The following is a 25833-nucleotide window of genomic DNA, read 5'->3' as shown; positions in this document are numbered from 1 at the left end:
ACACCTCCCGCCGGCTGAACGGAGGTGACCGGCACAGGCCGCTGTTTACGCTTCGGTCACGGCGACGCTGGCAGCCTGTGGGACCAGATGCCAAGGAGAACCCTCATGCGCAATCGTGATATCGAGCGTCAGATCCGCGACACCGCCGAACAGGCCGGTGAGCGTGTACGCCATTACGCCGACGGTGCCAGCAGCAGCGCGCAGAGCCTGCTCGAACGTGGCCGCCGCCGCATCAACGAGCGCTTCGGCAAGCGCGGCAAGCCGTACGGCCAGCAGCTGTCGCACGCGGCCGAGGACCTGGCCGACGAGGCCAACTATCAGTATCGGCGCCTGCGCCGGCAGGTGAACCGTCATCCGGCCGCCACGGTGGCGATCGTGGCCGGTACGATCGGCGCGTTCCTGCTGCTGCGCCGTGCGTTCCGCAGCGACGACGAGGATTGAATCGGCGCGGTCGCGGGTGAGCCCGCCGCGCATGAAAAAACCCGCCGAGTGGCGGGTTTTTTCATGCGCGGTCCCGTTGCTCAGACGGTCAGCGGATTCGGCTTGTCCTGGTCGAGCTTGTATTCCTTGATCGCCCGGCTGACGTCCTTGGCATTGACCTTGCCATCCTTCGCCAGCGCCGCCAGCGCGGCGTGCGCGATCCAGTAGCGATCCACCTCGAAGAACTCGCGCAGGTGCGCGCGTGTGTCCGAACGCCCGAAGCCGTCGGTGCCCAGCACGGTGTAGCGCATGCCATCGGGCATGAATGCGCGGATCTGGTCGGCGAACTCACGCACATAGTCGGTGGCGGCGATCGCCGGACCCTGGCGCCCCTCCAGCAGGGCGGTGACGTACGGCACCCGCGGCTCCGCCTCCGGGTGCAGCCGGTTCCAGCGTTCGGCATCGAAGCCGTCGCGACGAAGCTCGATGAAGCTGGGGCAGGACCAGATATCCGACTTCACGCCGAAATCCTTCTCCAGCAGCTCGGCCGCCGCGATCGCCTCGCGCAGGATCGTGCCCGAGCCCAGCAGTTGCACGCGCGGCTCGCCCTTCTTCGGCTTGCCGCCGTCCTTGAACAGGTACATGCCCTTGATGATGCCTTCCTCGCTGCCGCCGGGCAGGTCGGGGTGGCTGTAGTTCTCGTTCATCACGGTGATGTAGTAGTAGATGTCCTCCTGCTCCTGCATCATCCGGCGCGTGCCGTCCTGCAGGATCACCGCCACCTCGTACGAGAACGTGGGGTCATACGACTTCACGTTGGGGATCACGCCGGACATCAGGTGCGACTGGCCGTCCTCGTGCTGCAGGCCTTCGCCATTCAGCGTGGTGCGACCCGCGGTACCGCCGATCAGGAAGCCGCGCGAACGCATGTCGCCGGCGGCCCAGGCCAGGTCGCCGATGCGCTGGAAACCGAACATCGAGTAATAGATGAAGAACGGCAGCATCGCCTGGTTGCTGGTCGAATAGCTGCTCGCGGCGGCCATCCACGACGCCATGCCGCCGGCCTCGCTGATGCCCTGCTGCAGTACCTGGCCCTTCTGGTCCTCGCGGTAATACAGCAGCTGGTCGGAGTCCTGCGGTCGGTATTTCTGCCCGAACGGCGCATAGATGCCGATCTGGCGGAACATGCCTTCCATGCCGAAGGTACGCGCCTCGTCGGCCACGATCGGCACCACGCGCTCGCCCAGTTGCTTGTCGCGCAGCAGCAGGTTGATGCCGCGCACCAGTGCCATGGTGGTGGAGATCTCGCGCTCGCCGGTGCCCTTGGTGATCTGCTCGAACGCCGAAAGCTCCGGTGCCTTCAGCTTCGCCTCGGCCTTGCGTCGGCGCTGCGGCAAGGCACCGCCGAGCGCCTTGCGGCGCTCCAGCATGTACTGCACTTCCGGCGAGTCCTGGCCCGGGTGGTAGTACGGCACGTCCTTCAGCTTGTCGTCGGGGATCGGGATCTGGAAGCGGTCGCGGAAGTGGCGCACCGAATCCTCGTCCAGCTTCTTCTGCTGATGGGTCGGGTTCTGCGACTCGCCGGCCGCGCCCATGCCGTAACCCTTGACCGTCTTGGCCAGGATCACCGTCGGCATGCCCTTGGTGTTGGATGCCGCGTGATATGCCGCGTAGACCTTGTGTGGATCATGGCCGCCGCGGTTCAGCCGCCAGATGTCGTCGTCGCTGAGGTTCGCCACCATCTCGCGCGTCTCCGGATACTTGCCGAAGAAATGCTCACGCGTGTAGGCCCCGCCGAACGCCTTGCAGGCCTGGTACTCGCCGTCGACGGTTTCCATCATCAGCTTGCGCAGCACGCCCTTGTGGTCGCGCGCCAGGAGCGGGTCCCAGTAGCTGCCCCAGACCAGCTTGATCGCGTTCCAGCCGGCGCCGCGGAACTCGCCTTCCAGTTCCTGGATGATCTTGCCGTTGCCGCGCACCGGACCGTCCAGCCGCTGCAGGTTGCAGTTGATCACGAAGATCAGGTTGTCCAGACCTTCGCGGCCGGCCAGCGAGATCGCGCCCAGCGACTCCGGCTCGTCGGTCTCGCCGTCGCCGAGGAAACACCACACCTTGCGGTCGCTCTTGGGAATCAGTCCACGATGCTCGAGGTATTTGAAGAACTGCGCCTGGTAGATCGCCTGGATCGGACCCAGGCCCATCGAGACCGTCGGCACCTGCCAGTAATCCGGCATCAGCCACGGATGCGGGTACGACGACAGCGCGCGGCCCTTGCCGACCACCTCCATGCGGAACAGGTCGAGCTGATCCTCGGCCAGCCGGCCTTCGAGGAACGAGCGCGCATAGATGCCCGGGCTGGAGTGGCCCTGGTGGAATACCAGGTCGCCCGGGTGATCGGCGGACGGCGCCCGCCAGAAATGATTGAAGCCCACGTCGTACAACGTCGCCGACGAGGCGAAACTGGCGATATGCCCGCCCAGTTCGCCCGGTTTGCGGTTGGCCCGCACCACCATCGCCATCGCGTTCCAGCGGATCAGCGAGCGGATGCGCCATTCCATCGCCGCATCGCCGGGGCACTTGGCCTCCTGGGCGGGGGCGATGGTGTTGACGTATTCGGTGGTCGGATCGAACGGCAGGTAGCCACCCGAGCGGCGCGTGGTATCGACCATGCGCTCCAGCAGGAAGTGCGCGCGCTCGGTACCGTCGTGCTGGATCACTGCATCGAGCGAGTCGACCCACTCACGGGTTTCGGTGGGGTCGATGTCCTGGTTGAGGATATCGTCGAGCTGATCCATGAAGTTCTCCACGGCACGGTGGGACGTGCCTGCAAGGGGTTCGCGCCGCCGGGGATGTGGCGCGGCAACAGTTGAGTTTAGCGGCCTGTCCCGGTGGTCGCCAAATAGCCGTCCGTACGTGAGCGCATGGACGGCATGACGGCCCGTCAGCCGCGCCGCTCGCTCTGGGCCGCACGAATCTGCGCATCGACCGCGGCCACCGCCGTCATGTTGACCACGCGGCGCGCGGTCGAGGCCGGGGTCAGGATATGCGCGGACTTGTCCAGCCCCATCAGGATCGGACCGATCGCCACGCCGTCGGTCATCACCCGCACCATGTTGTAGGCGATATTGGCCGCATCCAGGTTCGGCATCACGAACAGGTTGGCGCGGCCGCTGAGCGTGGTGTGCGGAAACATGCGCTGGCGCAGCACCTCGTCCCACGCGGTATCGGCCTGCATCTCGCCGTCCATCTCCAGCTTCGGTGCGCGCGCCTTCAGGATCTGCCACACCTTGCGCATTTTCGCGGCGCTGGGGTTGTCGTGGCTGCCGTAGTTGGAATGCGACAGCAGCGCCACCTTCGGCTCCACGCCGAACCGCTTGAGGCGATAGGTGGCCTGCAACGTGGCCTCGGCGATCTGCTCGGCGGTGGGGTCGCACTGCACATGGGTGTCGAGGAAGAACCATGCGCCCTTGTCGTTGATCACCCCGCTCATCGCCGAGGTGCACTGCACGCCCGGATCGAGGTTGAACACGCTGCGCAGGTAACCCAGTTTCTTGTGATAACGACCGACCAGACCGCAGATCATCGCGTCCGCCTCGCCACGCTCGACCATCAGCGCGGCAATCAGGGTCGGGCGGGAACGCAGCAGGTTCTTCGCTGCCGCCGGGCTGACCCCGCGGCGCTCGGTCATCGTGTGGTACTGCTGCCAGTACTCGTTGAAACGCGGGTCGTCGTTGATGTTGGTCAACTCGAAATCCACGCCGGCGCGCATGCGCAGACCCAGTCGCTCGATACGGGTCTGGATCACGTCCGGACGGCCGATCAGGATCGGGAACGCGAGGTGCTCGTCGATCACCGTCTGCACCGCCTGCAGCACGACCTCCTCCTCGCCTTCGGCGTAGGCGACGCGCTTGCGGTCGGCGCGCGCGCGTTCGTACACCGGCTTCATCAGCAGGCCGGTGCGGTAGATGAACTGGCCGAGCTTCTCGACATAGGCTTCCATGTCGGCGATCGGTCGGGTGGCCACGCCCGAGTCCATCGCCGCCTGGGCCACGGCCGGTGCCAGCACGACCAGCAGGCGCGGATCGAACGGCCGCGGGATCAGGTACTCGGGCCCGAAGCACGGCACTTCGCCGCCGTAGGCACCGCCCAGGTCGGAAGCCTCCATCCGCGCCAGCGCGGCGATCGCGCGCACGCAGGCCAGCTTCATCGCCTCGTTGATGACCGTGGCGCCGACGTCGAGCGCGCCACGGAAGATGTACGGAAAACACAGCGCGTTGTTGACCTGGTTCGGGTAGTCCGAACGGCCGGTGGCGATGATGCAGTCCGGGCGGACCCGCTTGGCATCCTCCGGCATGATCTCGGAATTGGGGTTGGCCAGCGCCAGGATGATCGGCCGGTCGGCCATCGTCGCGACCATCTCCGGCTTCAGGATGCCGCCGGCGGAGAGGCCCAGGAATACATCGGCGCCCGCGACGATCTCGGCCAGGCTGCGCTTGTCGGTATCGCGCGCGTAGCGCTGCTTGTCCGGATCCAGATGGTCGCGCCCGGTGTACAGCACGCCCTCGCGGTCATAGGCGAGGATGTTTTCCGGTTTCAGCCCCAGCGCCACCAGCATGTCCAGGCAGGCGATACCCGCCGCACCGGCGCCGGCGGTGGCCAGCTTCACGTCCTCGATCTTCTTGCCGACCACTTCCAGCGCATTGAAGATCGCCGCACCCACGATGATCGCGGTGCCGTGCTGGTCGTCGTGGAACACCGGGATCTTCATCCGCTCGCGCAGCTTGCGTTCGACGATGAAGCATTCCGGCGCCTTGATGTCCTCCAGGTTGATGCCGCCGAAGGTCGGCTCCATCGAGGCGATGATATCGACCAGCTTGTCCGGGTCGTTCTCGCTGATCTCGATGTCGAACACGTCGATGCCGGCAAACTTCTGGAACAGCACGCCCTTGCCTTCCATCACCGGCTTGGCGGCCAGCGGGCCGATGTTGCCAAGCCCCAGCACCGCCGTGCCGTTGGTGATCACCGCCACCAGGTTGGCGCGGGCGGTGTACTCGGCGGCCGACCCCGGCTCCTCGACGATCGCGTCGCAGGCGGCGGCGACCCCCGGCGAGTACGCCAGCGACAGGTCGCGTTGGGTCAGCAGGGAGGTGGTCGGGGTGACCTTGATCTTGCCCGGCCGCGGATGGCGGTGATACTCCAGCGCGGCAAGGCGAAGTTCTTCGGGAAGGGACATGGGATGCGCTTTCATCGGGGAGGGAACGCCATCCGCCAGGGCAGATGACGAATGCCGATATTAGCATCGGGCGGGCTTCGTCGGCCGCCCGCAGGCGACGGCTACACGCTCAGCAGCAGCTCGTCTTCCTGCACCCGGTGCATGTGGATGCGGTTGACGAACAGCGAAAACGCCAGCTTGCCGGCAAGCCCGTGCACGTGCTGCATCCACGGCGGCAGCCACAACGGCGGCAGGATCGCGCCGGACTGGAAATGCGGTTGCAGGCTGATCACGTCGTGCAGCGCCAGCTTGCCGGCGAACAGGTGCCGCAGCAGATCCATCCGGCGTTGCTTCAGGGCCCAGCGGAAGAACGTGTGCACGGTGAGCAGGCCGGACAGGTAGACGTTGTCCTTGGCGAAGGCGGCGCCGCCGCCCAGCGGCACGCCGCGAAACACCCGCTGCGCCGAATGGAAGCTGTCCGCCACGCTCTGGCCGCGATCGCTGAAATAGCGGTAGACCTCGACGAAATCGGCCCCGTTCAGGGCCATGTCGATCGCCAGGATGCGCAGGCTGATCCGCTTCAGCCGGGTGATGTCGATCGCACCGGACATCAGCTCGGCAAACACGGCCAGCCCTTCCTGGGTGGCGGTCACTCGCGGCGAGGTACGCCCCAGCGAGCTCAGCAGCGGCTGCCGGCGGCCGTTCAGCGCGGTCAGCGAGTGCACGTAGGCCTCGTGCGCCAGCAGTTGATGACGGTCGTACTCGCTGAAGCTGGCGCCGCCGCGCAGGCGGATCCGGGTGGCCCCGGCGGCGGCCTTGGCGGTGAGCTCGGGATCGACCTCGACGCTGATCCGGCCGGCGCCGAAAAACGCATCCAGGGTCAGCGCCAGCTCCGCCTGCAGCACGTCGGCCGGCACGTTCACGCTGCTCTCGTCGGCCAGCAGATCGGCACCGAGCTCATCGGACAACTCGACGAAATAACGTGCCGCATCGAGGTTGCTGCGCTGGCTGCCGGGAATCAGGTCGCCGGGCTTGCCGTACAGGGCGATCGACGGCGCGGTGACTTCGCTGGTACCGACGGCTTCCAGCATCTGTGCCGCGATCCGCCACGATTCGGCGGTGCGTCGCAGGTAGTCGCCGAGCGGATCGACATCCTGCGGATCGCTGCCACCGGCGGCCGCCTCGATCGCTGCCAGCTCGGCGCGGGCCTCGGCCAGATCCGGCGGACGGTAGTGCACCTGCGGCAGGGCGAACCGGCCGTTGCCGTACGCCTCGATCATGCGGTTTTCCAGCGATGCCGGCCAGCCTACCGTGCCCAGGATATGGATGCCGCGGACCGCCGCCAGCAGGCGCTGGTCGAGCGCGGCGTAGCGCCTGAGCCCGGGCGCGAGCGCGCCGTGATCGGCGTTCATCGACGGACCTGGCGCAGCGCATCGACTCGCCCGATCAACTCGACGGCGATCGGATCGGGCTTGAACGCCGAGGCAAAGCCGCGCGGGCTGGCCGGGATGAAACTCACGTTGCGGCCGAAGCGCGAGTCGCTGCGCAACATCAGCGTGATGCGCCGCGGGTTGGTCATGCTGGTGGTATTGACGTTGACCACGTCGGCCAGCGCGATGCGTGCCTGCAGTCCGCGGCTTTTCACCAGCAATTGCTCGCCATCGAGCCAGACCTCGTCGACCAGGTCGAAGATCAGCTTCTTGAACAGCACCAGACCGATCGCGGGGATTACCAGCATCGGAAAAAGAGCGGGCCAGCGAGGCTGTTGCGCATGCGCCGGGATGTTCCACAGCAGCCAGGCCGACAACAGCGGAAGCAGCAACCAGACGAAGGGCAGCACGCGCTTGTAGAACACGGTATAGCTGGAGGACAACCGGCGCATGTGGCAATCCATGGGGGCTCGACCCGATAGTAAACCGACCGCCGGGCAGCCGACAGCGTGCGACCGGTCAATCCCGATCGCGCTGCCCGCGATGCCCACGCGGTTGCTCGATCGGCCGGCCACCGCGCTGCCGGCGCAGTCGGGCTTCCAGCGTCGCCGCCTGCTCCTCGCGCTCGTCGTGCAGCTTCAGGTAATTGCGCCAGCGGCCCGGGGTCAGCTCGCCGTTGTCCAGCGCCACCTGCACCGCACAGCCGGGCTCGCTGCCGTGGCCGCAATCGGCGAAACGGCATTGCTCGGCGAGCGCCTCGATGTCGGCGAACAGGTCGAGGTTTTCCTCGCCGGTGAGTTTCAGTTCGCGCATCCCGGGCGTATCGATCAGGCAGCCGCCGCTGGGCAACTGCAGCAGCGCCCGATGGGTGGTGGTATGGCGGCCGCGGCTGTCGTGGCTGCGCACGGCGGCGGTGGCCATCGTGGCGCTGCCGAGCAGCGTGTTGGTGAGGGTGGATTTGCCCGCGCCGGACGAGCCGACCAGCACCGCGCTGTCGCCCGGCTGGAGATACGCCGCCAGCAGCAACGCGCTGGCCGGGTCCTTGCAGTTCAGGGCGTGGATCGGGGTGGTATCCGGCAGCCGCGCGCGCAACGCGGTGATTTGCCCGGCGGCGTCCTCGCGCGTGTCCAGCTTGCTCAACAGCACCACCGGCTGGGCGCCGGAGTCCTCGGTCAACGAGAGGTAGCGCTCGATCCGTGACGGGTTGAAATCGCCGTCCAGCCCGGTCAGCACCAGCACGTAGTCGATATTCGTGGCGATCAGCTGGCGTTCGTAGCGCTCGCCGGCAGCAGCGCGGGAAAGCACCGTGCGCCGGGGTGCCACGGTGACGATATGCGGCGGCGCGCCACTGACCACTTCGACGAAGTCGCCGACCACCGGGCGCTCGCCGGGATCGATCCCGCGTTTGAGAAAGCGCCCGTCCGGCTGCGCGCCGAACAGCGTTTCGCCATCGTGGAGCTCGTAACCGGCGCGGTGCTGGGCAACTACCCGGGCCAGGCGCAGGCCGGCATCGGGCAGCGTGTCGCCGCGCCAGCCGATGTGCCGCAGCCGTTCGATCGTTTCGGCATCACTCATGGCGAGGGTCTGTCTGCATGGTCTGGTGATTATGCCCTGCCAGAAGGTTTCCAGACGATGAACCGCGATTTGGCCCCGACGGGCCTCGCGCTGCAGTGCATCACGCTGCTAGCATCGACCCGACCGGCACTGGCGCCGGCCATTGACCTCACCTAGGACACCGGCGTTGGCTTCGATCACACCCAGTGCGCACCTGGCTGACGTGCGCTACGAGATTCGGGGCGCGCTGACTAGGCGCGCCCGCGAGCTGGAGGCGGCCGGCCTCGACATCATCAAGCTCAACATCGGCAACCCCGGTCGCTACGGTTTCGAGGCGCCAGCGCACCTGCGCGAGGCGATCGCCAGCCACCTGCATGAGAGCGAGGCCTACGGCCACGAGCAGGGACTGGAGGTCGCCCGCGAAGCCATCGCGGCACAGCAGCGGGCCCGCGGCGCCCGGGGGATCGAGCCCGAACGCATCTTCATCGGCAATGGCGTCAGCGAGCTGATCGACATCTCGCTGCGCGCGCTGCTGCACCCCGGTGACGAAGTCCTGCTGCCGAGCCCGGATTACCCCTTGTGGAGCGCCGCCACGATCCTCAACGGCGGCCAGCCGCGCTATTACCGCTGCCTCGCCCAGCACGGCCACCTGCCCGACCCGGAGGAGATCGAGGCACTGATCACCCCGCGCACCCGTGCCCTGGTGCTGATCAATCCGAACAATCCCACCGGCGTGGTGTATCCGCGCGAGCTGCTGCAGCGCCTGGCGGCCATCGCGGCACGCCATCGGCTGCTGCTGCTGGCCGACGAGATCTACGACGAAATCCTTTACGACGGCGAAACGTTCCAGCCATTGGCCGAGGTGGCCGGCGACGTGCCCTGCCTCAGCTTTGGCGGCCTGAGCAAGGTGCATCGCGCCTGCGGCTACCGGGTCGGCTGGATGAGCCTGTCCGGCGATCCCGCCCGCACGACGGCGTATCGCGATGCCCTGCAGTTGCTCGCCGCGCTGCGCCTGTGCGCGAACGTGACCGCGCAATGGGCGGTGCAGCCGGCGCTGCAGAGCGCCGCCACCATCGGCGCCCTGACCGCGCCCGGCGGGCGCCTGCACGAGGCGCGTCGCGCCGTGCTGGAAGGGGTGGCCGCCAGTGATTATCTCGAGCTGGTGACCCCCGGCGGTGCGCTGTACGCCTTCCCGCAGGTACGTGCCGATCGCATCGTCAGCTTCGACGACGAGTCGTTCGCACTGCGCCTGCTCGAGGAGGAATCGGTACTGGTGGTGCCGGGCAGCAGCTTCAACGTGCCGCGCAGCCGCCATTTCCGGCTGACCCTGCTGCCGCCGCCGGTGCAGTTGCACGAGGTCTTCGTGCGCATCGAGCGGGTGCTGGCGCGGATGGCGCGGGAACAGTCGGATACCGCCGTCGTCGCGGTCGCCTGAATCCCGGCACGTCGCCACATGACGCCTGCCAGCACTTCATCGCACTATCTCGCCCTCGGTGACTCGTACACCATCGGCGAAGCGGTGGCCGCCTCCGGGCGCTGGCCCGCCGTGCTGGTGCGGCAGCTGCGCCAGGCGGGCCGGGTGATCGACGAGCCGAAGATCGTGGCCGTCACCGGCTGGACCACCGACGAACTGGCGCACGGCATGGATGCGGCGTCGCTGGCGTCCGCGCACGCGCTGGTCACCTTGCAGATCGGCGTCAACAACCAGTATCGCGGCCGTCCGGTGGATGACTATCGCGAGCAGTTCGCCAGCCTGCTGGCCCGCGCGATCGCGCTGGCCGGCGATCGGGCCGGGCGGGTGCTGGTGGTGTCGATTCCCGACTGGGGCGTTACCCGCTTTGCCGGCGAGCAGGGCCGCGACCGCGCGGTCATCGCCGCCGAGCTGGATGCCTACAATGCGGCGGCCCGCGACGAGGCCCGGCGGCGCGGCGCCCGGTTCGTCGACATCACCGACATTTCGCGCAGCCACCCCGGGCTCGTCGCCGACGATGGCCTGCACCCTTCAGCGGCGCAGTACGCCTTGTGGGTCGAGCGGATCGCGCCGGTGGCGGACGCGGCGCTGCGTTCGCCGGACTGAGCGGGGCGGCAACGCCGCTGCAACCTGTTCGCCATCGCACGGTGATTTGACGTCCGCATACTGGCGCCCCGGCAACCACCGGGGAATCCGCGCCATGAAGACTTTCCACTGCCGCACCGCGTTCATTTCCGATGTCCATCTGGGCACGGCGGACTGCAAGGCGACCTACCTGCTCGATTTCCTGCGCCAGTTGCGCTGCGAACGGCTCTATCTGGTCGGCGACATCATCGACATGGAGGCGTTGGCGAAGCGACCCTGGTGGCATGCCACGCACAGCGCGGTGATCGGCGAGCTGTTCCGGCTGGCCCGTGGCGGGGTCGAGGTGACCTATATCCCGGGCAACCACGATGCACCGATGCGCGCGCTGCATGGACAGAATTTCGGCGGGATAAGGATCGAGCGGGAGGCCGTGCATGTCGGGGCCGATGGCCGTCGCTACCGGGTCAGCCACGGCGACGAATTCGATCCCGAGCAGCTCGGCCGGCGCTGGATGCTGCAGCTGGGCGAGGCGATGCATCGCTTCATCTGCTGGGGCAATCGCCGCCTGCACGTGGTGCGGCAGCGGCTGGAGCTGCCTTATCTGCCGCTCTCGATCATCGTCAAGTCGCATATCGGCAAGGCGCTGGCCTATATCCGTGCCTACGAGGAGCGTGTGGCCGGCGATGCGCGCGCACGCGGATTCGACGGGCACATCTGCGGTCACATCCACTTTGGCCATGTGCGCGAGCTGGGCGGCGTGCTCTACCTCAACGACGGCGACTGGGTGGAGCACTGCACCGCGCTGGTCGAGGATCACACCGGGGCGATGGAGCTGTTCCACTGGAGCGAGCGGCCGACCGCGCTGGGCCGCGCCAGCCGCGAGCTGGTCTGGCCCTCGCCCGCCGCCGCGCTCGCGCTGGCGCCACTGGGACTGTGCCGGCGCGATCTCAGCGAACTGCACCGGGCCGCCTGAACGGCGGCCTTGAAGGCGGGCGGGATCGCCGCATATCTGGCGGGCGTATCATTGCCTTCTTTGCCCGGAGTTTCCCCATGTCCCTCGACACCACCACCCGCGAACGTATCGAAACCCTGCTCAAGGACCACCGCGTGGTGCTGTTCATGAAGGGCAACCGGCAGCAACCGATGTGCGGCTTCTCCGCCGCCGCCACCAATACGCTGAACGAATTGCTGCCCGACTACTACACGGTCAACGTGCTGGACGACCCCGAAATCCGCGAAGGCATCAAGGCGTATGGCGAATGGCCGACGATTCCGCAGCTCTACGTAGAAGGCGAGCTGGTCGGTGGCGCCGACATCATCAGCCAGATGTACGGCAGCGGCGAACTGCACGCGCTGTTCGGGGCGGCCGCGCCGGATCGCACGCCGCCGGAGATCACCATCACCGATGCCGCCGCCGAGGCCATCCGCCAGGGCACCGCGAACGCACAGGGCGTGGCGCTGCACCTGGAAATCGGCCCCGACCACAGCGCCGGCTTCCAGCTGGCACCGGCCGGCGCACACGACATCGTGGCGCATGCGAACGGCCTGGAAGTCCATTTCGACCCCGCCAGCGCCCAGCGCGCCAAGGGCATCGTGATCGACTGGGTGTCCACCGTGCAGGGCGAGGGCCTGAGCCTGAAGTTCCCGGGCGCGCAGGAGATCAAGTCGCTCAGCGTGCAGGAATTGCAGGCGCGGCTCGCCGCCGGCGACATCACCCTGATCGACGTGCGGCCTGCCGCCGGTCGTGCCCAGGCCGCTCCGCTGGCCCAGGCGCGCGTGCTGGAGGACGAGGGCTACGAGAGCCTCGCCGGCTTGCCGAAGGACACCCCGCTCGCCTTCATCTGCCACCACGGCATCTCCAGCCGCGGCATGGCCGAGCGCTTCGCCGCTCACGGCTTCAGCAACGTGCACAACGTCGAAGGCGGCATGGACGCCTGGGCGCGCGAGGTGGATTCCAGCGTGCCGAGGTACTGAGCGAGCGGGAAGCGGCGACGCAGTGAGCCTGCGAGACGCATCGGCCGGTCGAAGCCCGGCCTGACCATCGAACGGGGTCTTGCCCCCGTCAGAGGGCGACAGCCTCGTAAAGCGACTGCAGCTGCTTCTCGTAGTGCCGCCACTCCTGGAAAAAGCGCTGGTGGATCGGCTCGCGGACCTGGGCGGCGCTGAGGGTCGCGACCACTGCCTTGTTGCTCGTGATATCCACGCAGCCCGGCTCCCACTCCAGACCGCAGAACGCAAGCGCCTTGCGGGTGGTAGCTTCCGGATCCCTGACCAGTTCACTGTACGACACGTCATGGACGACCCCCGGCATGGCCGCGTGCCAGTGGGCCAGCACCTTCCGGTATTGCAGATAGTGCGCGGCAAGCGCCTGCAGGTCGTAGTTCCACGGAAACGATTCGCCCATGACCCAGGTGCGGAAATTGGAAAAGCACACGTCCATGGGATCGCGCACCATGTTGAGTATCCGCGCCTGCGGCAAGGCGCGATGGATCATCCCGGCAAGCATCCAGTTGCGCGGCATCTTGTCGACAAAAAACCGCGTGCCCTGAGCGCGCCACTGGGTCCGGTTCAGGTACCGGCGCCCGATATCCGCATAGTCCAGTCCGGGCAATCGCTCCACGACGCGTTCGTCCAGGATGCTCTGGTTGTCCGCCGCCCAGCGAAGCTGCATCCCGAAATCGTAGAGTTCGCCCGCGGAGGTCACCTGTGAGTGGTTGCTGATCACGCGCTCCATCAGCGTCGTCCCGGAGCGGGGCATGCCGATGATGAAAATGGGTTGCGGCCCTTCGTGAACCACATCCGCGGGCTGCAGAAATTCCGGGGTGCAGCGTTCGATCAGGCCATCGAACAAGCGCCACGCATAATCGGGATCATGGTTCTGGCGTGCATACATGGCCGCATTCGCACGTTCCAGCGCATCCCAGGCCTCGTCATAGCGACCAAGATCTTCCAGTTCCTTGTAATACGCAAACAGCAGGATCGCCTGGTCGTCCGTCCCCGCGGCGACCTGCTGCAACTGCTGCCTCAATCGGTCCAGGTGATTGCGCTCGCTGGTCTGCTTGCGCACCCTGGAGAGTGAGAGCGTCGTCATGCCGTCCAGCGGCCTCAGGCGAAGGCTCGCTTCCAGTTCGGCCTCCCCCTCCTGCAGATGCCCGTTGAAGATCAGCGCATGCGCACGATCGAATCTGAACTCGGGGCTGTTCATGCCCGCGGCGTCAGCGCGATTCAGCAAGGCCAATGATCCCTCATGGTCGCCCAGAATGCGGCGCAGCTTGGCCATCCGGGCAAGCATGGCGGCGTCGCCGATTCGCGCAAGGGCGGCATGTTCCAGGGTGTCCCGCGCCACCACCGTTTCGCCCACCTGCAATAGCGCATCCACCACATCGATGATCAACTCCGGATCGTCCGACAGATGCTCCACGGCGGTCAGAGCCAGCGCAGTGGCCGCCTGCACCCGTCCATCCTCCAATGCAATGGCGTGAAGGGCCAGCATCGAGGGAACATGCACCGGATTGCGCTGGAGCAGGGACTCCAGAGCAATGCGTGCGGCCATGGTCTGGCCATTGAGAAGATAGCGCTGGGCTCGATCCCAGTACTTGGTTGTTGCATCAGACATCTTGGATTGCGCCGGCGATTGCTGTCACGAATCAGGGCGAAGCAGCAGTGAGTTGGCCAATGACCCGAACGGCATGCAAACGCATCTGCGTTCGTCATCGATTGAGTCACCATGCTCTCAGATTGAACTTCGGCGCGCCAGCTTGGGCCTCGTCCGGCAAGAGGCGGGCCTGGGAGACGCCGGCCGGTTCCGCTGGCGGGCGAGCCAACGGGCTTCCTCGCAGGAGGATCTTGTCCCGGGCATCCCGTCGCTGCCCCCGCAGGTGCGGGCGTGCCGGAGCCAATGGTCCCGTGCGCCACACCGCGATCGGCGTACCGAGCGAAACGGGGAACCGGCGCCCGCCCCTGCGGGTGGCGAGATCCCTGCCGAACGCTACGCTACCCGGGCGCCAGCCGCGGCAAACGAATGGCACCGCACTGAAATTGGCGGGTTCGGCAACGGTTCCATTCCACCCTGGATCATCTCGGCCCGAAGCGATTCGAGCGGCTCCAGGGGGCTCAGGCCGGTGTCGGGGATTCCGAGGCTGCCTCACTCGCCTGGTTGAAATCGCCGATGGCCTCCACCAGGTCCGTCACCGCGAGGCACTCGGCCTCGCTGAGATCCGGATTCCAGCTGTCCAGAATGAGCACGACCCGGGTTTCGCCGCTGCGGTTCCACGCCTCGTGTTCAAAGGTATCGTCGAAGGTGACACAGTGACCTTCCCGCCAGACGTGGTCCTCGCCACCCACGCGAATAGCGCAATCGGGCGGCACGATCAGCGGAAGATGAGTCACCAGACGCGTGTTGGTCACGCCGGTGTGCGGCAGGATATGGGCACCCGGACTCAGTACGGAGAAAAGTGTTTCCGGCGCATGATCGCGGATGCGAACCAGCGGCAGGGTGTCGAGCAAGCTCGTGGTCTGCGGACAGGCGGCGCAATGTGCGTCGTAGCGCTTGCCGTGACGGTAGAAGAAGTAGGCATCCCAGGCGGCAGTCCGATCACTGGATGAACGCAGCATCTCCCTGGCATCTTCGGGAGACTGTACGCCGAGGAACGGTTCCAGTTGACGATCCTCCGACAACACCGCGCGCAGTTCCTCACGCACGGCGCCGGTCGCCGCCTCCAGCGCCTCCAGCCAGGGGAAGCGCTCGCGCGGATAGAACGGCTGGCTCGGAATATCCGGAAAGTAGAGGAATTTCGGCTTCTGACGCTGATCCGGGATGCTCTTCGGCTGCTCGCCCAGATAGATGGCCAGGGCATGTTCCACCCGTGTCAGTTCGGACCTGCCGTAACGCTGCCGCAGCGGGTCCAGCACCTCGTTGAACAACCGCTTGCGCCCCTCGTTGGCGTAGTTCATGGCGTACTTCACCACGTCACGCAGCACCGGCGCCGTGGTGGCATCGTCAAGCCAGCGCCCTTTCATTTGCGCCGTTCGCACTGCCGTGAAATAGGCCTGCAGTGCCTCATGCGCACGCCCCAGCTGCTCCAGCGCGATACCCAGCTGCAGACGCGTGATGAAGGCCTGCGGTGTCCGCGCGAGCGCGCTCCCGAGACTGACCGCGGCGGCGCTGAAATCGCCGGCTGCCAGCTGGACCGAACCCAGCTGGCTCAGGACGGCGGGGTCTTCCGGTTTGACCCGGTCGGCGTCCCGCAACAGTTTGATCGCTTGCGCGTGGTCATTGCGGGCAAGATGACGATCGGCAAGGAACTGCAGCGCCTGCACGTCATCCGGCGCGATTCCGTGAAGACGGGCAAAGCACTGTTCGGCCAGATCGGCCTCGCCGCGACGCAAATGCTCCATCGCCATCGACCGGCATGTCTCGGGAGTTGCCTGCTGCAAGTTGTTCATCATTCCGGTTTCATTCCCTCGTTGACTGGTACCGACACCATGCTGCGTCTACGGGCCGGCCACAAAGGCATAATACGCGTTCGCGCGATGCCTCCATCACATACCCGGCCAGTCACGGGCAGTACGGTCTCTGGTCGGAATACGACGCATCGGAACAGCGGCCATGGCGCCGCCGCCGGCAACCCGGAGTGAAGAATGACTACACGCCTCGATGGATTGACAGTGACTGCCGCGCAACGAGTGGTCGCCGCGGGGCAGGCACTGGATGCCGGTCGTGTCGACCAGGCCAGCCTCTATCTGGCCAGCGTCACGGCGGAGCACCCCGAGCATCCGGAAGTCCTGCGCATGTTGGCCGGCATCCAGGGTATGCAGGGGCAACACCAGGAGTCGGTCCGCACCATGCGCCGCGCGCTGGCGCAGCGGCCTGACGATCCCGCTTATCACAACACCCTGGGCACCCTGCTCGGCCAGGCCGGCGAATACGATGCTGCCATCACCGCCCTGCGACGCACCTGCGAACTGCAACCGGACATGGCCATTGCCTGGTACAACCTGGGCGTGATGCTGGTGCGTTCGGTGCGCAACGAAGAGGCGCTGGGCGCACTGCAACGGGCCGTGGCGATTGCCCCCGATCACATGCCGGCACGAGCCCTGCTGGCTGACATGCTGCGCATGCGTGGCGAAGCCGGACAGGCCGCTACGGAGTATCGGCGGGTGATCGCGGAGCAACCCTGGGCCGGCATGGCGTGGTGGGGGCTGGCCGATCTCAGAGCGCAGCGTCTTGACGAAGGAGATATCCAGCAGATGCAGCAGGCGCTGCTTGCGCCACAGGCAACGGACGACGATCTGATGGCGATCGGCTTCGCCCTGGCCAAGGCCTATGACGATACCGGGCAATACGCTCAATCGCTCGAGGCGCTGGCCACCGCCAATGCGATTGCACGCCGTCGCCGGACCTGGGACCGACGGGGCTACTCCACGGCGATTTCTTCGCTCAATGCGGTCTTTACGCCGCCGCCCGCGGGTGCGCCGGGGATGTTGGGCGAAGAGGTTGTCTTCATCGTCGGCCTGCCACGCTCCGGCTCGACCCTGGTCGAGCAAATACTCGCATCGCATTCATTGGTGAACGGTGCCGGTGAGTTGCCCGACCTGCCTCAGGTGCTGGCTGAAGAATCGCGACGTCGTGGCCAGCACTTTCCGCAATGGGTCAATGCGATGCAACCCGCCGATTGGGAGCGGCTGGGCCGCCGCTACCTCGAACGTACCGCCTATTGGCGGAGCACGCGGCCGCGCTTCACCGACAAACTTCCGGGCAACTGGATCTATCTCGGTGCGATCCGCGCCATGCTGCCGGGCGCGCGCATCATCGGCTGCCGTCGCGACCCGCTGGAAACCTGTTTTTCGTGCTATCGACAGCGCCTCGACAACAATGAATACACCCGGGACTTCGACGATCTCGCGAGTTTCTGGCGTGACTACGACCGCAGCTTGCGGCACTGGCAGAACCTGCATCCCTCGCGCGTACTGATCCACGATTACGAGGCCATGCTGGCGGACCCGACCGCCCGCATTCGCCAGCTGCTGGAGTTCTGCGACCTGCCGTTCGAGGAAGCCTGCCTGCGGTTCCACGAGAACACGCGCGAGGTGCGCTCGCCCAGTGCCACCCAGGTGCGCCAACCGCTGATGTCGAACACCGCCAGGGCGCCTCGTTACGGCGCCTTGCTCGATCCGCTGCGTTCCGCGCTGGACTTGCCCGCGTGGCGCGACTGACAGGGCGCGGGGCGGTCGTGTCGAGACTCACCTCGCCCAGTTCGACACCTGAGTCCGTGCATCGTAAGGTCGCTTTCCAATGAATCATTCCACCGAAAGCGCTTCCGGCGGTCCCAGCAGGACCGACCTCGCCCTGGCTGAGTACGATCGCCAATGCTCCGCCGGCATCCGCACGCACCGGGCGTTGACTGATGCCCTCACCGGCGCACCGGAGCCAGTCTGGCTGGAATGTGCCCAGATGCTGATTCTTCGCGGGGATAGCGAGGCTACGCTGGCCGTTCTGGACGCTGCGTTGGCGCAATTCCCCGCGTCCCCCGAAGTACGACTGGCGCTGGCCGGCATCGTGTTTCAACAGGGATCGAGCGAACGCGCGGAATCCTTGCTGCGCGGCGTACTCGATGATGACCCGGACTGCGTCGCGGCGACCTTCCAATTGGCACGACTGCTGAAGGAGCAGGGACGCATGCATGCCGTTGCATCGGTGGTTCGCGCCGGCTTTCAGCGCGAGCGGCATGATGCCGACCTGGTCATCCGTGCTGTCGAACTGCTCGACGACTGCGGTCGCAAGCGCGAGGCGGCGGCGTTATGCGAACACGAAATCGCCGCCGGGTCCGGCGATCCCCGCCTGCATGCCTATGCGGGCATGCTGCTGACCCAGCTGGGTCAGTTCGAGCTGGCCCGCAAGCGGCAGGAATACGTACTCGATCACGACCTGGCCGGCCTGGAATGGCACGTCCCGCTGGGCCTCACCGGCCTGCAGCGTTACGCCGACGGCAGTCACCCCGACTTCGCCCGATTGCGCCGATACCTTCTGCTGCCCGACCTCAGCGACCAGGCACGAGCCTCACTGCTGTTCGGACTGGGCAAGGCCCACGATGACATCGGCGACTATGCCCAGGCCACCGGCTACCTGCGCCAGGCAAACACCATCGTCCATGCCGCCACCCGCTGGCCCCGCAAGCGCTGGCGGCGGAGCATCGAGGCGAGACTCAGCCGCACCCTCCCGGCCGAACAGCTCGCTGCGCCCATGGACTGGACGCCCCTGTTCATCATCGGCTTGCCCCGCTCCGGCACCACCGTGCTGGCCGAGCGGCTGGCCCGACATCCCGAGGTCTGCCAGCGCGGCGAACTGCCCTGGCTCCCCGTGCTCGCCGAGCAGGTCATCACCGGCAGCGGCGAATATCGCGAGCGCCTCCAGCGGGCGGCCGTGACCTATGCAGCCCAACTGCGCCAGGACGATTCCAGTGCGCGCTGGATGCTCGACAAGCAGCCGCACAACTTCATGCACGTCGACCTGATCCTGGCGCTATTTCCGAATGCCCGCTTCCTCTATTGCAGGCGCCATGCGCGTGACAATGCGCTTTCACTGTGGATGCAGTCGTTTCAGGCTGGAACGCAGGATTTTGCCTATGATTTCACCGACATCGGCGCGGTGATCCACGGCTCGCGCCGGCTGATGAAACATTGGCTGACGCGCTATCCCGATGCCATCCGCACGGTCGAGTACGAACAGCTGGTAGCGGACCCGGCAAGCCTGTTGCGCAGCGTGGCGGACTGGCTGGAGCTGCCACCGCATGACCTGCTTTCAGGCAACGCGGATAGCGGCTCCATCATCAGCACCGCCAGCCTGTGGCAGGCCCGGCAGCCGATCAACGCGCGATCGCTTCGCCGATGGAAGAATTACGCCGCGTACGTGCCCGAGTTGCTGCAGATTCCGGACAACTGAACGATTCCCCCAGGCATCAAACGGGCGCATCCACCGAATAGCCCCAGTGATCGAGCATGGGCTGCAAGATGGGCAGCGCCGGCGCCAACGCCTCCCGATAGCGCACCCATCGATTGAGCCCCTTGCGGTTCACCGGCACGATCACCTGGGCATAACTCGGTGTGGCGATGTATCCCTTGTCGCGTGCATGCTGATCGAAATTCAACATGGCCGAGGCATCTTCAAGGCCGATGAACTCGGCGATCTTGCGGGTCTGTCCGACCGTATCGGCGACCAACTCCTCGTACCGCGAAATGAAGACGTTGGGCTTGAACACCTCGACATGATCGAGCCAGCATTCCATCGCGGTGACGTAGGCCCTTGCCAGCTGGGGCAGCGATTCGCAGGCCATCGCCAGCACGGTCGAACGGAAATTCTGCATGTAATTGCTGAGCAACACGTCGCATGGGTGCCGCAACGCCAGGATGATCTTCGCCTCCGGAAAGAGTCGATGAATCATCGGCAGCCACAACATGTTGAGTGGATTCTTGTCCACCAGTTGCGTGTCCCACCGGCGCGGAACCTTGGTGCACACCATGCTCACGTAGGCCTTGCGCAGCTCGTCGCAGTCGCGCTGGTCGAGCTTGTACATGTCCCGTGGAAACTGGAATTCATGGTCGTCCAGACGATCGACCAGGACGTTGAAGAACGGCCGCTCGTCCATCGACTGCAGCTTTGGATGAGCATCCAGCATCTGTTCCAGCAAGGTGGTTCCGGAACGGGGGAACCCGACGATGAAGACGGGGGAGTGCGACGCGTCGGGGGCGCTGAGTGTCGGCCATGCGCGGAAATCCTGTGCCGTCACCCGGCCTACCGCGGTCGGAATGATGGGGGCGTCCGGTGCGTAACGATCAGGCACGACCGCACGCATTTCCTCTGCCTGCAATGCGTGTGCCGACTCCAGCGCCCGCAGTGCGCCCGGGAGATCGCCGAGCTTGTCGCACACACCTGCCAGGATGAAGTAGTGGGTGTAGTCGCCCGGAGTCCGCGGTCCGGCAAGCTCCAGCAAGGCCCTTCCGGCTGCCATATCACCCCGGCGCACCGCGAGCGTAGCCCGCTGGTGCGCGATTTCGCGGCGCACCGTGTCGTCGGACTCGTGCTCGCGCTGCCCGGCTTCGATCTCCTGCAACCTGGCTTCGGCCAGATCCAGCTGATTGACCCTCTCGTACACGCTCGCCAACTGCAGTTGTGCCTGCAGGTGCGACGGCATCCGCATCAGCAGATCCTCGAGCAGCGCCTGCACCGAATTGGCATCGCCCAGCATCAGCTGCAGCATGGCCAGCTCGAACTGCTCGTCCGGCTCCAGCGGCAGCCAGCTACGCCACGGCTTGAGCAATTCGTCTACGCGTTGATCATCCCTGCAGGCCGCACAGGCCCGCGCCGCGTGGATCCGGATCGACGGAACATCCGGCTCGATTGCGAAGGCATCCAGCAAGGTGTCGCGCGCTTCGATGAAACGATGCTGTTGCAACTGCAGCATGCCCAGGTTGAGTAGTTGCTCGGTATTCGCCGGGTCCAGCCGCAGCGAAACACGATACGCCTCTTCGGCCTCGTCCAGGGCACCGGCATCCCGCAAGGCGGTGGCATGGTTGCCCACATGCAGGCTGTTTTCCGGAAACAGTCGCGCCAGTTCCGCGTATACCGGCAGGGCTTCCTGGAACTTCTGCTGCTGCTGCAGGCTCAGAGCCAGCAAGAACAGCAGATCTTCATCTCCCCCCTGCTGCTCCAGCTGGGACCGGGCGAGTTGTTCCGCCTCGGCCAGTTGGCCGATCTGGAACGCCTCGAGAATTCTTTGTTTCGCTTGTGTCGTCATGGCCATCTTGAAAAAAAAGGAGCCGCGCGAAGTGATTCGCGCGGCTCGTCAACATACAACTATTGCAGCAGGTTACTCGATCAGAACTTGACCGTCACGCGAGCCCAGAAGTAGCGGCCAATGAGGTCGAAGTCGCTCGGATCGGTGTTCGCATTCAGCGTGTTGTTCGCGTACAGGAACGGCGGCTGCTTGTCGAACAGGTTGTTCACGCCGAAGTCGACGCGGGTGTTGTACGGCTCGATGTTGTAGCCGACCGATACGTCGTTGTAGACCGTGGCGCCGTACTTGAAGACCAAACCGGTCGCGTTGCAGTGGTTACCCGCGGGCTTGCCCTCGTAGTAGCACACGCCACCCGGGAACGTATCCTGGCTCGGGCTCTTCGAACCGTTCTGGAAACGGCCGATGTAACGCATGCGCCAGGAAGCGTCCCAGTTGCCCAGGTTCCAGTTCAGGAAACCCTGCCCACGCCAGCGCGGGAACAGGCAGACGCCACCGCCGCTGGGGCAGGCTGCAGCCTGTGCCGAACCGAACGGCATGAAGTGACCGGCATCATGATAGACCGCGTTGGCATCGCTGCCCGGCGCCGTCTGCTGGTCCCAACGCGACAGGTAGGTCGCGTCCACACCGATCGTGAAGTTGCCGAAGGAGAACTGCGGCAGCTTGTAGCGCAGGGACAGATCCACGCCGCCCGCATCGGTACGGCCGAGGTTGCCGGTCGGCTCGATGATGTTGTCGATCTGTCCGGCATTGACGTTGCCGGCCGGGAAACGCTTGATCAGCGGGCAGTACGTGGTTTCACCGGCGTAGCACAGGTTGAGTACCGTCTGCGCACCAATGGTGGTGATGGTGTCGTTCAGGTAGATCTTCCACATGTCCACGCTGGCGGACAGGCCCGGAGCGTAGCTCGGCGAGTAGACGAAGCCCCAGTCGAAGGACTTGCCCTTCTCCGGCCCGATCGGAATGCCCGCGTACGAGGCACCGGATGCCACACCCTTGATCTGCTGGCCGGCCGCCACATCGGTATTGGTGAAGGTGCCGTCGGTCGGCACGCCCACGCAAGCCGGGTTGCCGGCGGTGGTGATGCCGTTGCAGGGATCGTTGCTGAGCTTGGGCGCATCGCTCGTCGCTGCACCGAACTTGTCGAGCACGGTCGGGGCGCGGAACACGTCCGACACGGTGGCACGCAGCAGCAGGTCGTTGATCGGGCGATATTCCACCGCGAACTTCTTGCTGTTGTTGGTACCGAACAGGTTGAACTTGGAATAACGGTCACCGATAGTGACGTTCAGGCTCTGCACGCCCGGCAGATCCTTCAGGATCGGCACGAATACCTCGGCGTAGGCTTCCTTCGCGGTGTAGCCGCCCTGCAGCGGCGACGCGCACTGGCTACCCAGCGTGCAGTTCAGGCTGACCGGATCGATCAACAGCAACGGGTCGACCGTGCTGTTGGTGTATTCCTTGCGATAGTCGGCGCCGGCAGCGAGCTGCACGGTACCGGCCGGCAGGTCGAACAGGCCACCGTTGACATCAACCGAGTAGACCTTCTCGATCCGGTGGCGGTTGCTGATCGCGGGAACGGCGGCGGCCTGCAAGGCAGCGACCGACTTCGGGTCAAACATGTTGAACGGGTTGAACGGGGTGCAACCGGCAGCGCCCGAATCGCAGACCACCTGGCCGGTGGCCGGATCGAGATGGGACGGACCGAGATCGGCATTGAGCTTGGCCGTGTTCGGCAGGCCGCGGGTAATCAGATCCTGCGAGAAATGGCCATAGCTCATTCCCGCATCCCAGTTCCAGGCCTGGTCGAGGATGGTGAAGTCACCCTTCAGTCCGGCATGAACCTGATCGGTCGAGGTGCCGTAGTTGGCGCTGCGATTGCCGGCCGAGACCAGGCGCACGCGGAAATCATTGCCACCTGGTACGAAATCCTGACCAAACGGGTTGTAGTAGCTGTCCTTCGAGATCATCGCACCGTAGGCGGTACCGTACAGGGCCGGCGCGAGCTGGAAGCCCGACGTGGTCTTGTTGTGGTATGCATCCATGTACGCCGTGACGTGCTCACCCAGGTTATAGGTGCCGTTGACGAACAGGCTGGTACGTTCCTGCGGGGTCTGGATCAGATTGACGCTGGCGTAGTTGTACTTGTCGGCATTGGTGAAGCAATGGTAATCGGTCGCCGGGTTCTGACCGCTGGCGCCGGTATTGGCCACGCCGTACTTGCAACCCAGGCTGGCCTGCAGAGCGGCCGGCAGCTGGACGCGACCGTGCGCGATGAAGGTCGAACCACCGATAAAGCTGTGAACCGGGGTGCTCTTGGTGCCATAGAGCGACACCGAGTTCTGGGAGAACTTGCGGTTCGAGGCCAGGATGGCGTCGGACTTGTTGTAGTCGATGCCGGCAACGATGCTGCCCTTGTCCGAGGTCTGGCCGAACGTGAACTGGGCACCACGCGAGGCACCGTCGTTGTGGTCGGATTCACCGTAGTTCACCGAAACCTGGGCGCCCTGATAATCCTTCTTCAGGATGAAGTTGACCACGCCGCCGATCGCATCGGAGCCGTACACCGACGAGGCACCGTCGGTCAGCACTTCGACGCGCTCGATCATGTCGGCCGGGATCGAGTTCGGATCCTGGTTGATGATGCGCTTGCCGTTGATCAGCAGCAGGGTCCGCTGGGAACCCAGGCCGCGCAGGCCGACCGAAGAACCGCCGGTGCCGCCGCTGTTGTTGACCTGCGGGTTGATGTTGCCGCCCGTCACTGCCGGCAGCGACTGCAGCACGTCACCGAGGGTCAGCTTGCCGGTTGCCTTGATGGCGGCGGCGTCGATCGTGACGACCGGGTTGGACGTTTCCAGATCCACACGACGAATGTGCGAACCGGTAACCACGACCGTCTGCAGTGTCTGCGCCTGCTTGGTGCTGGCGGTGTCCTGCGTTGAGTTGCTCGTATCCTGCGCGAATGCAGTGCTCGAGGCACCCACCGCGATGACAGCACCCAGCGAAAGCGCCAGGCGAACTGCCGAAGAAAGTTTCTTGACCCCAAGTTTCATAAAGACACCCTCCGATTAATTATTTACCTTGGGTCAGAAACGTTCTGCCCAAAAGCTTGACGACTTGGCCCGACTCTCCCAGACCGATGAACCGCAGACCCTGGAGTTGCTGATCCAGGGTGATACTAACAGGCAAATAACGCTACGTGAACAAGCTGCAAACCTTCGCGAACCATCAAGCTCAAGCTCCCGATGGCGCGCGGTACGCTTCGTCCTTAAGTACCCAAATCACACGCTTCACCAGTCCTTCGCCGCCTCTTGTCTCGTGCACCTTAACGCATTGTCAACATATTTTGTACAAGTGCGGCCGAGGTCGCGGGGCTCGAGACACCTCATTCCCGATCCATACAGCTCCGATACGGATTTCCCCAGTGCTCACCATGCCGGCCCGTGCGAGGCACTGCGCGGCATACGCCCGTGCGGACTTCAGCAAGCCGACAACCAGCACGCCAAAACATACGCGCGCGTATCCATAATCCCGGATACAAGATTCCCCGCGACCGGTTCACTCGGCTTCCCCATCCTCCTCGAAGCGCAGGTGTTTCACGCTGCGTCCGTTGCGACGCACCAGCTTGAGCGCCTCGATGCCGATCCGGATATGCGCCTCCACAAACTGCGAGGTGATGTTGCGATCGCTGGCCTCGGTCTTCACGCCTTCCGGAATCATCGGCTGATCGGACACCAGCAGCAGCGCACCGCAGGGAATCCGGTTCGCAAACCCGGCGGCGAAGATCGTGGCGGTCTCCATATCCACGGCCATGCAGCGGGTACGCCGCAGATAGCTCTTGAATGCGTCGTCGTGTTCCCACACGCGGCGGTTGGTGGTGTACACCGTGCCGGTCCAGTAGTCGTGGCCCAGGTCGCGGATCATCGTCGACACCGCTCGCTGCAGCTGGAACGCCGGCAGTGCCGGGACTTCCGGCGGCAGATAGTCGTTGCTGGTGCCTTCACCGCGAATCGCCGCGATCGGCAGCACCAGGTCGCCGAGCCGGTTCTTCTTCTTGACCCCGCCGCACTTGCCCAGGAACAACGCGGCCTGCGGCTGGATCGCACCGAGCAGATCCATCACGGTGGCCGCGTTGGGGCTGCCCATGCCGAAATTGATCAGGGTGATGCCATCCGCGGTGGCGTTCGGCATCGGCCGGTCGCGCCCTTGCACCTCCACCCCGTGCCATTGCGCGAACAGCTCCACGTAATGACCGAAATTGGTCAGCAGGATGTGCTCGCCGAACTGCTCCAGTGGGGTACCGGTATATCGCGGCAACCAGTTGGAGACGATTTCGTGCTTGTTTTTCATCAGGACCCTACTCGAATCACG

At 65.4% G+C, this 25833-nt stretch carries 17 protein-coding genes; 7 read left to right on the top strand and 10 right to left on the bottom strand.

Going from position 1 to position 25833, the window contains the following annotated elements:
* Nucleotides 1-105 precede the first annotated feature (105 nt).
* The gene (locus ACFPPA_RS01805; RefSeq protein ID WP_377316696.1) at nucleotides 106-441 is read left to right on the top strand and encodes a hypothetical protein; all 336 of its coding nucleotides are present in this window, start codon (nucleotides 106-108) and stop codon (nucleotides 439-441) included.
* A gap of 80 nt (nucleotides 442-521) precedes the next feature.
* On the opposite strand, the gene aceE is transcribed toward ACFPPA_RS01805, so the two are convergent.
* The 5 genes from aceE to rsgA all read right to left on the bottom strand — a co-directional run bounded on the left by aceE (nucleotide 522) and on the right by rsgA (nucleotide 8637).
* Nucleotides 522-3215 carry a pyruvate dehydrogenase (acetyl-transferring), homodimeric type gene (gene aceE, locus ACFPPA_RS01800; protein ID WP_377316694.1) on the bottom strand — a complete coding sequence of 898 codons (2694 nt, stop codon included), beginning with the start codon at nucleotides 3213-3215 and terminating at the stop codon, nucleotides 522-524.
* Nucleotides 3216-3361: 146 nt separating this feature from the next.
* Entirely contained in the window at nucleotides 3362-5653 is a 2292-nt protein-coding gene (locus ACFPPA_RS01795) for an NADP-dependent malic enzyme (protein ID WP_377316692.1), read from the bottom strand.
* Nucleotides 5654-5754: 101 nt separating this feature from the next.
* Nucleotides 5755-7044, bottom strand: a complete 1290-nt coding sequence (locus tag ACFPPA_RS01790) for a flavohemoglobin expression-modulating QEGLA motif protein (RefSeq protein WP_377316690.1) — start codon at nucleotides 7042-7044, stop codon at nucleotides 5755-5757.
* On the bottom strand, nucleotides 7041-7514 hold the full coding sequence (locus tag ACFPPA_RS01785; RefSeq protein WP_377316688.1) for a hypothetical protein: 474 nt from the start codon (nucleotides 7512-7514) through the stop codon (nucleotides 7041-7043). Before ACFPPA_RS01785 ends, ACFPPA_RS01790 begins: the two co-directional genes overlap by 4 nt.
* Before the next feature lie 67 nt (nucleotides 7515-7581).
* Entirely contained in the window at nucleotides 7582-8637 is a 1056-nt protein-coding gene (rsgA, locus tag ACFPPA_RS01780) for a ribosome small subunit-dependent GTPase A (RefSeq protein ID WP_377316686.1), read from the bottom strand.
* Nucleotides 8638-8803: 166 nt separating this feature from the next.
* On the opposite strand from rsgA, the gene ACFPPA_RS01775 reads away from it, so the two are divergent.
* From ACFPPA_RS01775 to grxD, 4 genes are all read left to right on the top strand, one after another.
* Nucleotides 8804-10051: an aminotransferase class I/II-fold pyridoxal phosphate-dependent enzyme gene (locus ACFPPA_RS01775; RefSeq protein WP_377316684.1), complete on the top strand. Its 1248-nt coding sequence runs from the start codon at nucleotides 8804-8806 to the stop codon at nucleotides 10049-10051.
* An 18-nt stretch (nucleotides 10052-10069) separates the two neighbouring features.
* A complete protein-coding gene (locus ACFPPA_RS01770; RefSeq protein WP_377316682.1) occupies nucleotides 10070-10693 on the top strand; it encodes an SGNH/GDSL hydrolase family protein in 624 nt (207 codons plus the stop codon).
* A gap of 94 nt (nucleotides 10694-10787) precedes the next feature.
* Complete coding sequence (locus ACFPPA_RS01765; protein ID WP_377316680.1) at nucleotides 10788-11645, top strand: UDP-2,3-diacylglucosamine diphosphatase; 858 nt, start codon at nucleotides 10788-10790, stop codon at nucleotides 11643-11645.
* Between the two features lie 77 nt (nucleotides 11646-11722).
* Nucleotides 11723-12646, top strand: a complete 924-nt coding sequence (grxD, locus tag ACFPPA_RS01760; RefSeq protein WP_377316678.1) for a Grx4 family monothiol glutaredoxin — start codon at nucleotides 11723-11725, stop codon at nucleotides 12644-12646.
* A gap of 88 nt (nucleotides 12647-12734) precedes the next feature.
* On the opposite strand, the gene ACFPPA_RS01755 is transcribed toward grxD, so the two are convergent.
* Nucleotides 12735-14225, bottom strand: a complete 1491-nt coding sequence (locus tag ACFPPA_RS01755; RefSeq protein WP_377316676.1) for a tetratricopeptide repeat-containing sulfotransferase family protein — start codon at nucleotides 14223-14225, stop codon at nucleotides 12735-12737.
* A gap of 560 nt (nucleotides 14226-14785) precedes the next feature.
* Nucleotides 14786-16117 carry an aspartyl/asparaginyl beta-hydroxylase domain-containing protein gene (locus ACFPPA_RS01750; protein ID WP_377319419.1) on the bottom strand — a complete coding sequence of 444 codons (1332 nt, stop codon included), beginning with the start codon at nucleotides 16115-16117 and terminating at the stop codon, nucleotides 14786-14788.
* A gap of 195 nt (nucleotides 16118-16312) precedes the next feature.
* Here ACFPPA_RS01750 and ACFPPA_RS01745 point away from each other — a divergent pair, with 195 nt between their 5' ends.
* Nucleotides 16313-17887, top strand: coding sequence for a tetratricopeptide repeat-containing sulfotransferase family protein (locus ACFPPA_RS01745; protein ID WP_377316674.1), 1575 nt, complete (start codon nucleotides 16313-16315; stop codon nucleotides 17885-17887).
* A gap of 184 nt (nucleotides 17888-18071) precedes the next feature.
* Nucleotides 18072-19613, top strand: a complete 1542-nt coding sequence (locus ACFPPA_RS01740) for a tetratricopeptide repeat-containing sulfotransferase family protein (protein ID WP_377319418.1) — start codon at nucleotides 18072-18074, stop codon at nucleotides 19611-19613.
* A 16-nt stretch (nucleotides 19614-19629) separates the two neighbouring features.
* On the opposite strand, the gene ACFPPA_RS01735 is transcribed toward ACFPPA_RS01740, so the two are convergent.
* The 3 genes from ACFPPA_RS01735 to ACFPPA_RS01725 form a co-directional block, all read right to left on the bottom strand.
* On the bottom strand, nucleotides 19630-21465 hold the full coding sequence (locus ACFPPA_RS01735) for a tetratricopeptide repeat-containing sulfotransferase family protein (protein WP_377316672.1): 1836 nt from the start codon (nucleotides 21463-21465) through the stop codon (nucleotides 19630-19632).
* Nucleotides 21466-21545: 80 nt separating this feature from the next.
* The gene (locus tag ACFPPA_RS01730) at nucleotides 21546-24515 is read right to left on the bottom strand and encodes a TonB-dependent receptor plug domain-containing protein (protein WP_377316670.1); all 2970 of its coding nucleotides are present in this window, start codon (nucleotides 24513-24515) and stop codon (nucleotides 21546-21548) included.
* 505 nt (nucleotides 24516-25020) lie between these two features.
* Nucleotides 25021-25812 (bottom strand): AMP nucleosidase, encoded by a 792-nt coding sequence (locus tag ACFPPA_RS01725; protein WP_377316668.1) that lies wholly within the window; start codon nucleotides 25810-25812, stop codon nucleotides 25021-25023.
* Nucleotides 25813-25833: the final 21 nt, after the last annotated feature.

The sequence above is a fragment of the Rhodanobacter ginsengisoli genome, assembly GCF_042657065.1.
GTDB lineage: Bacteria > Pseudomonadota > Gammaproteobacteria > Xanthomonadales > Rhodanobacteraceae > Rhodanobacter > Rhodanobacter ginsengisoli.
Note: the sequence above shows the minus strand (reverse complement) of the source record. Positions and strands in the feature narration are given on the sequence as shown.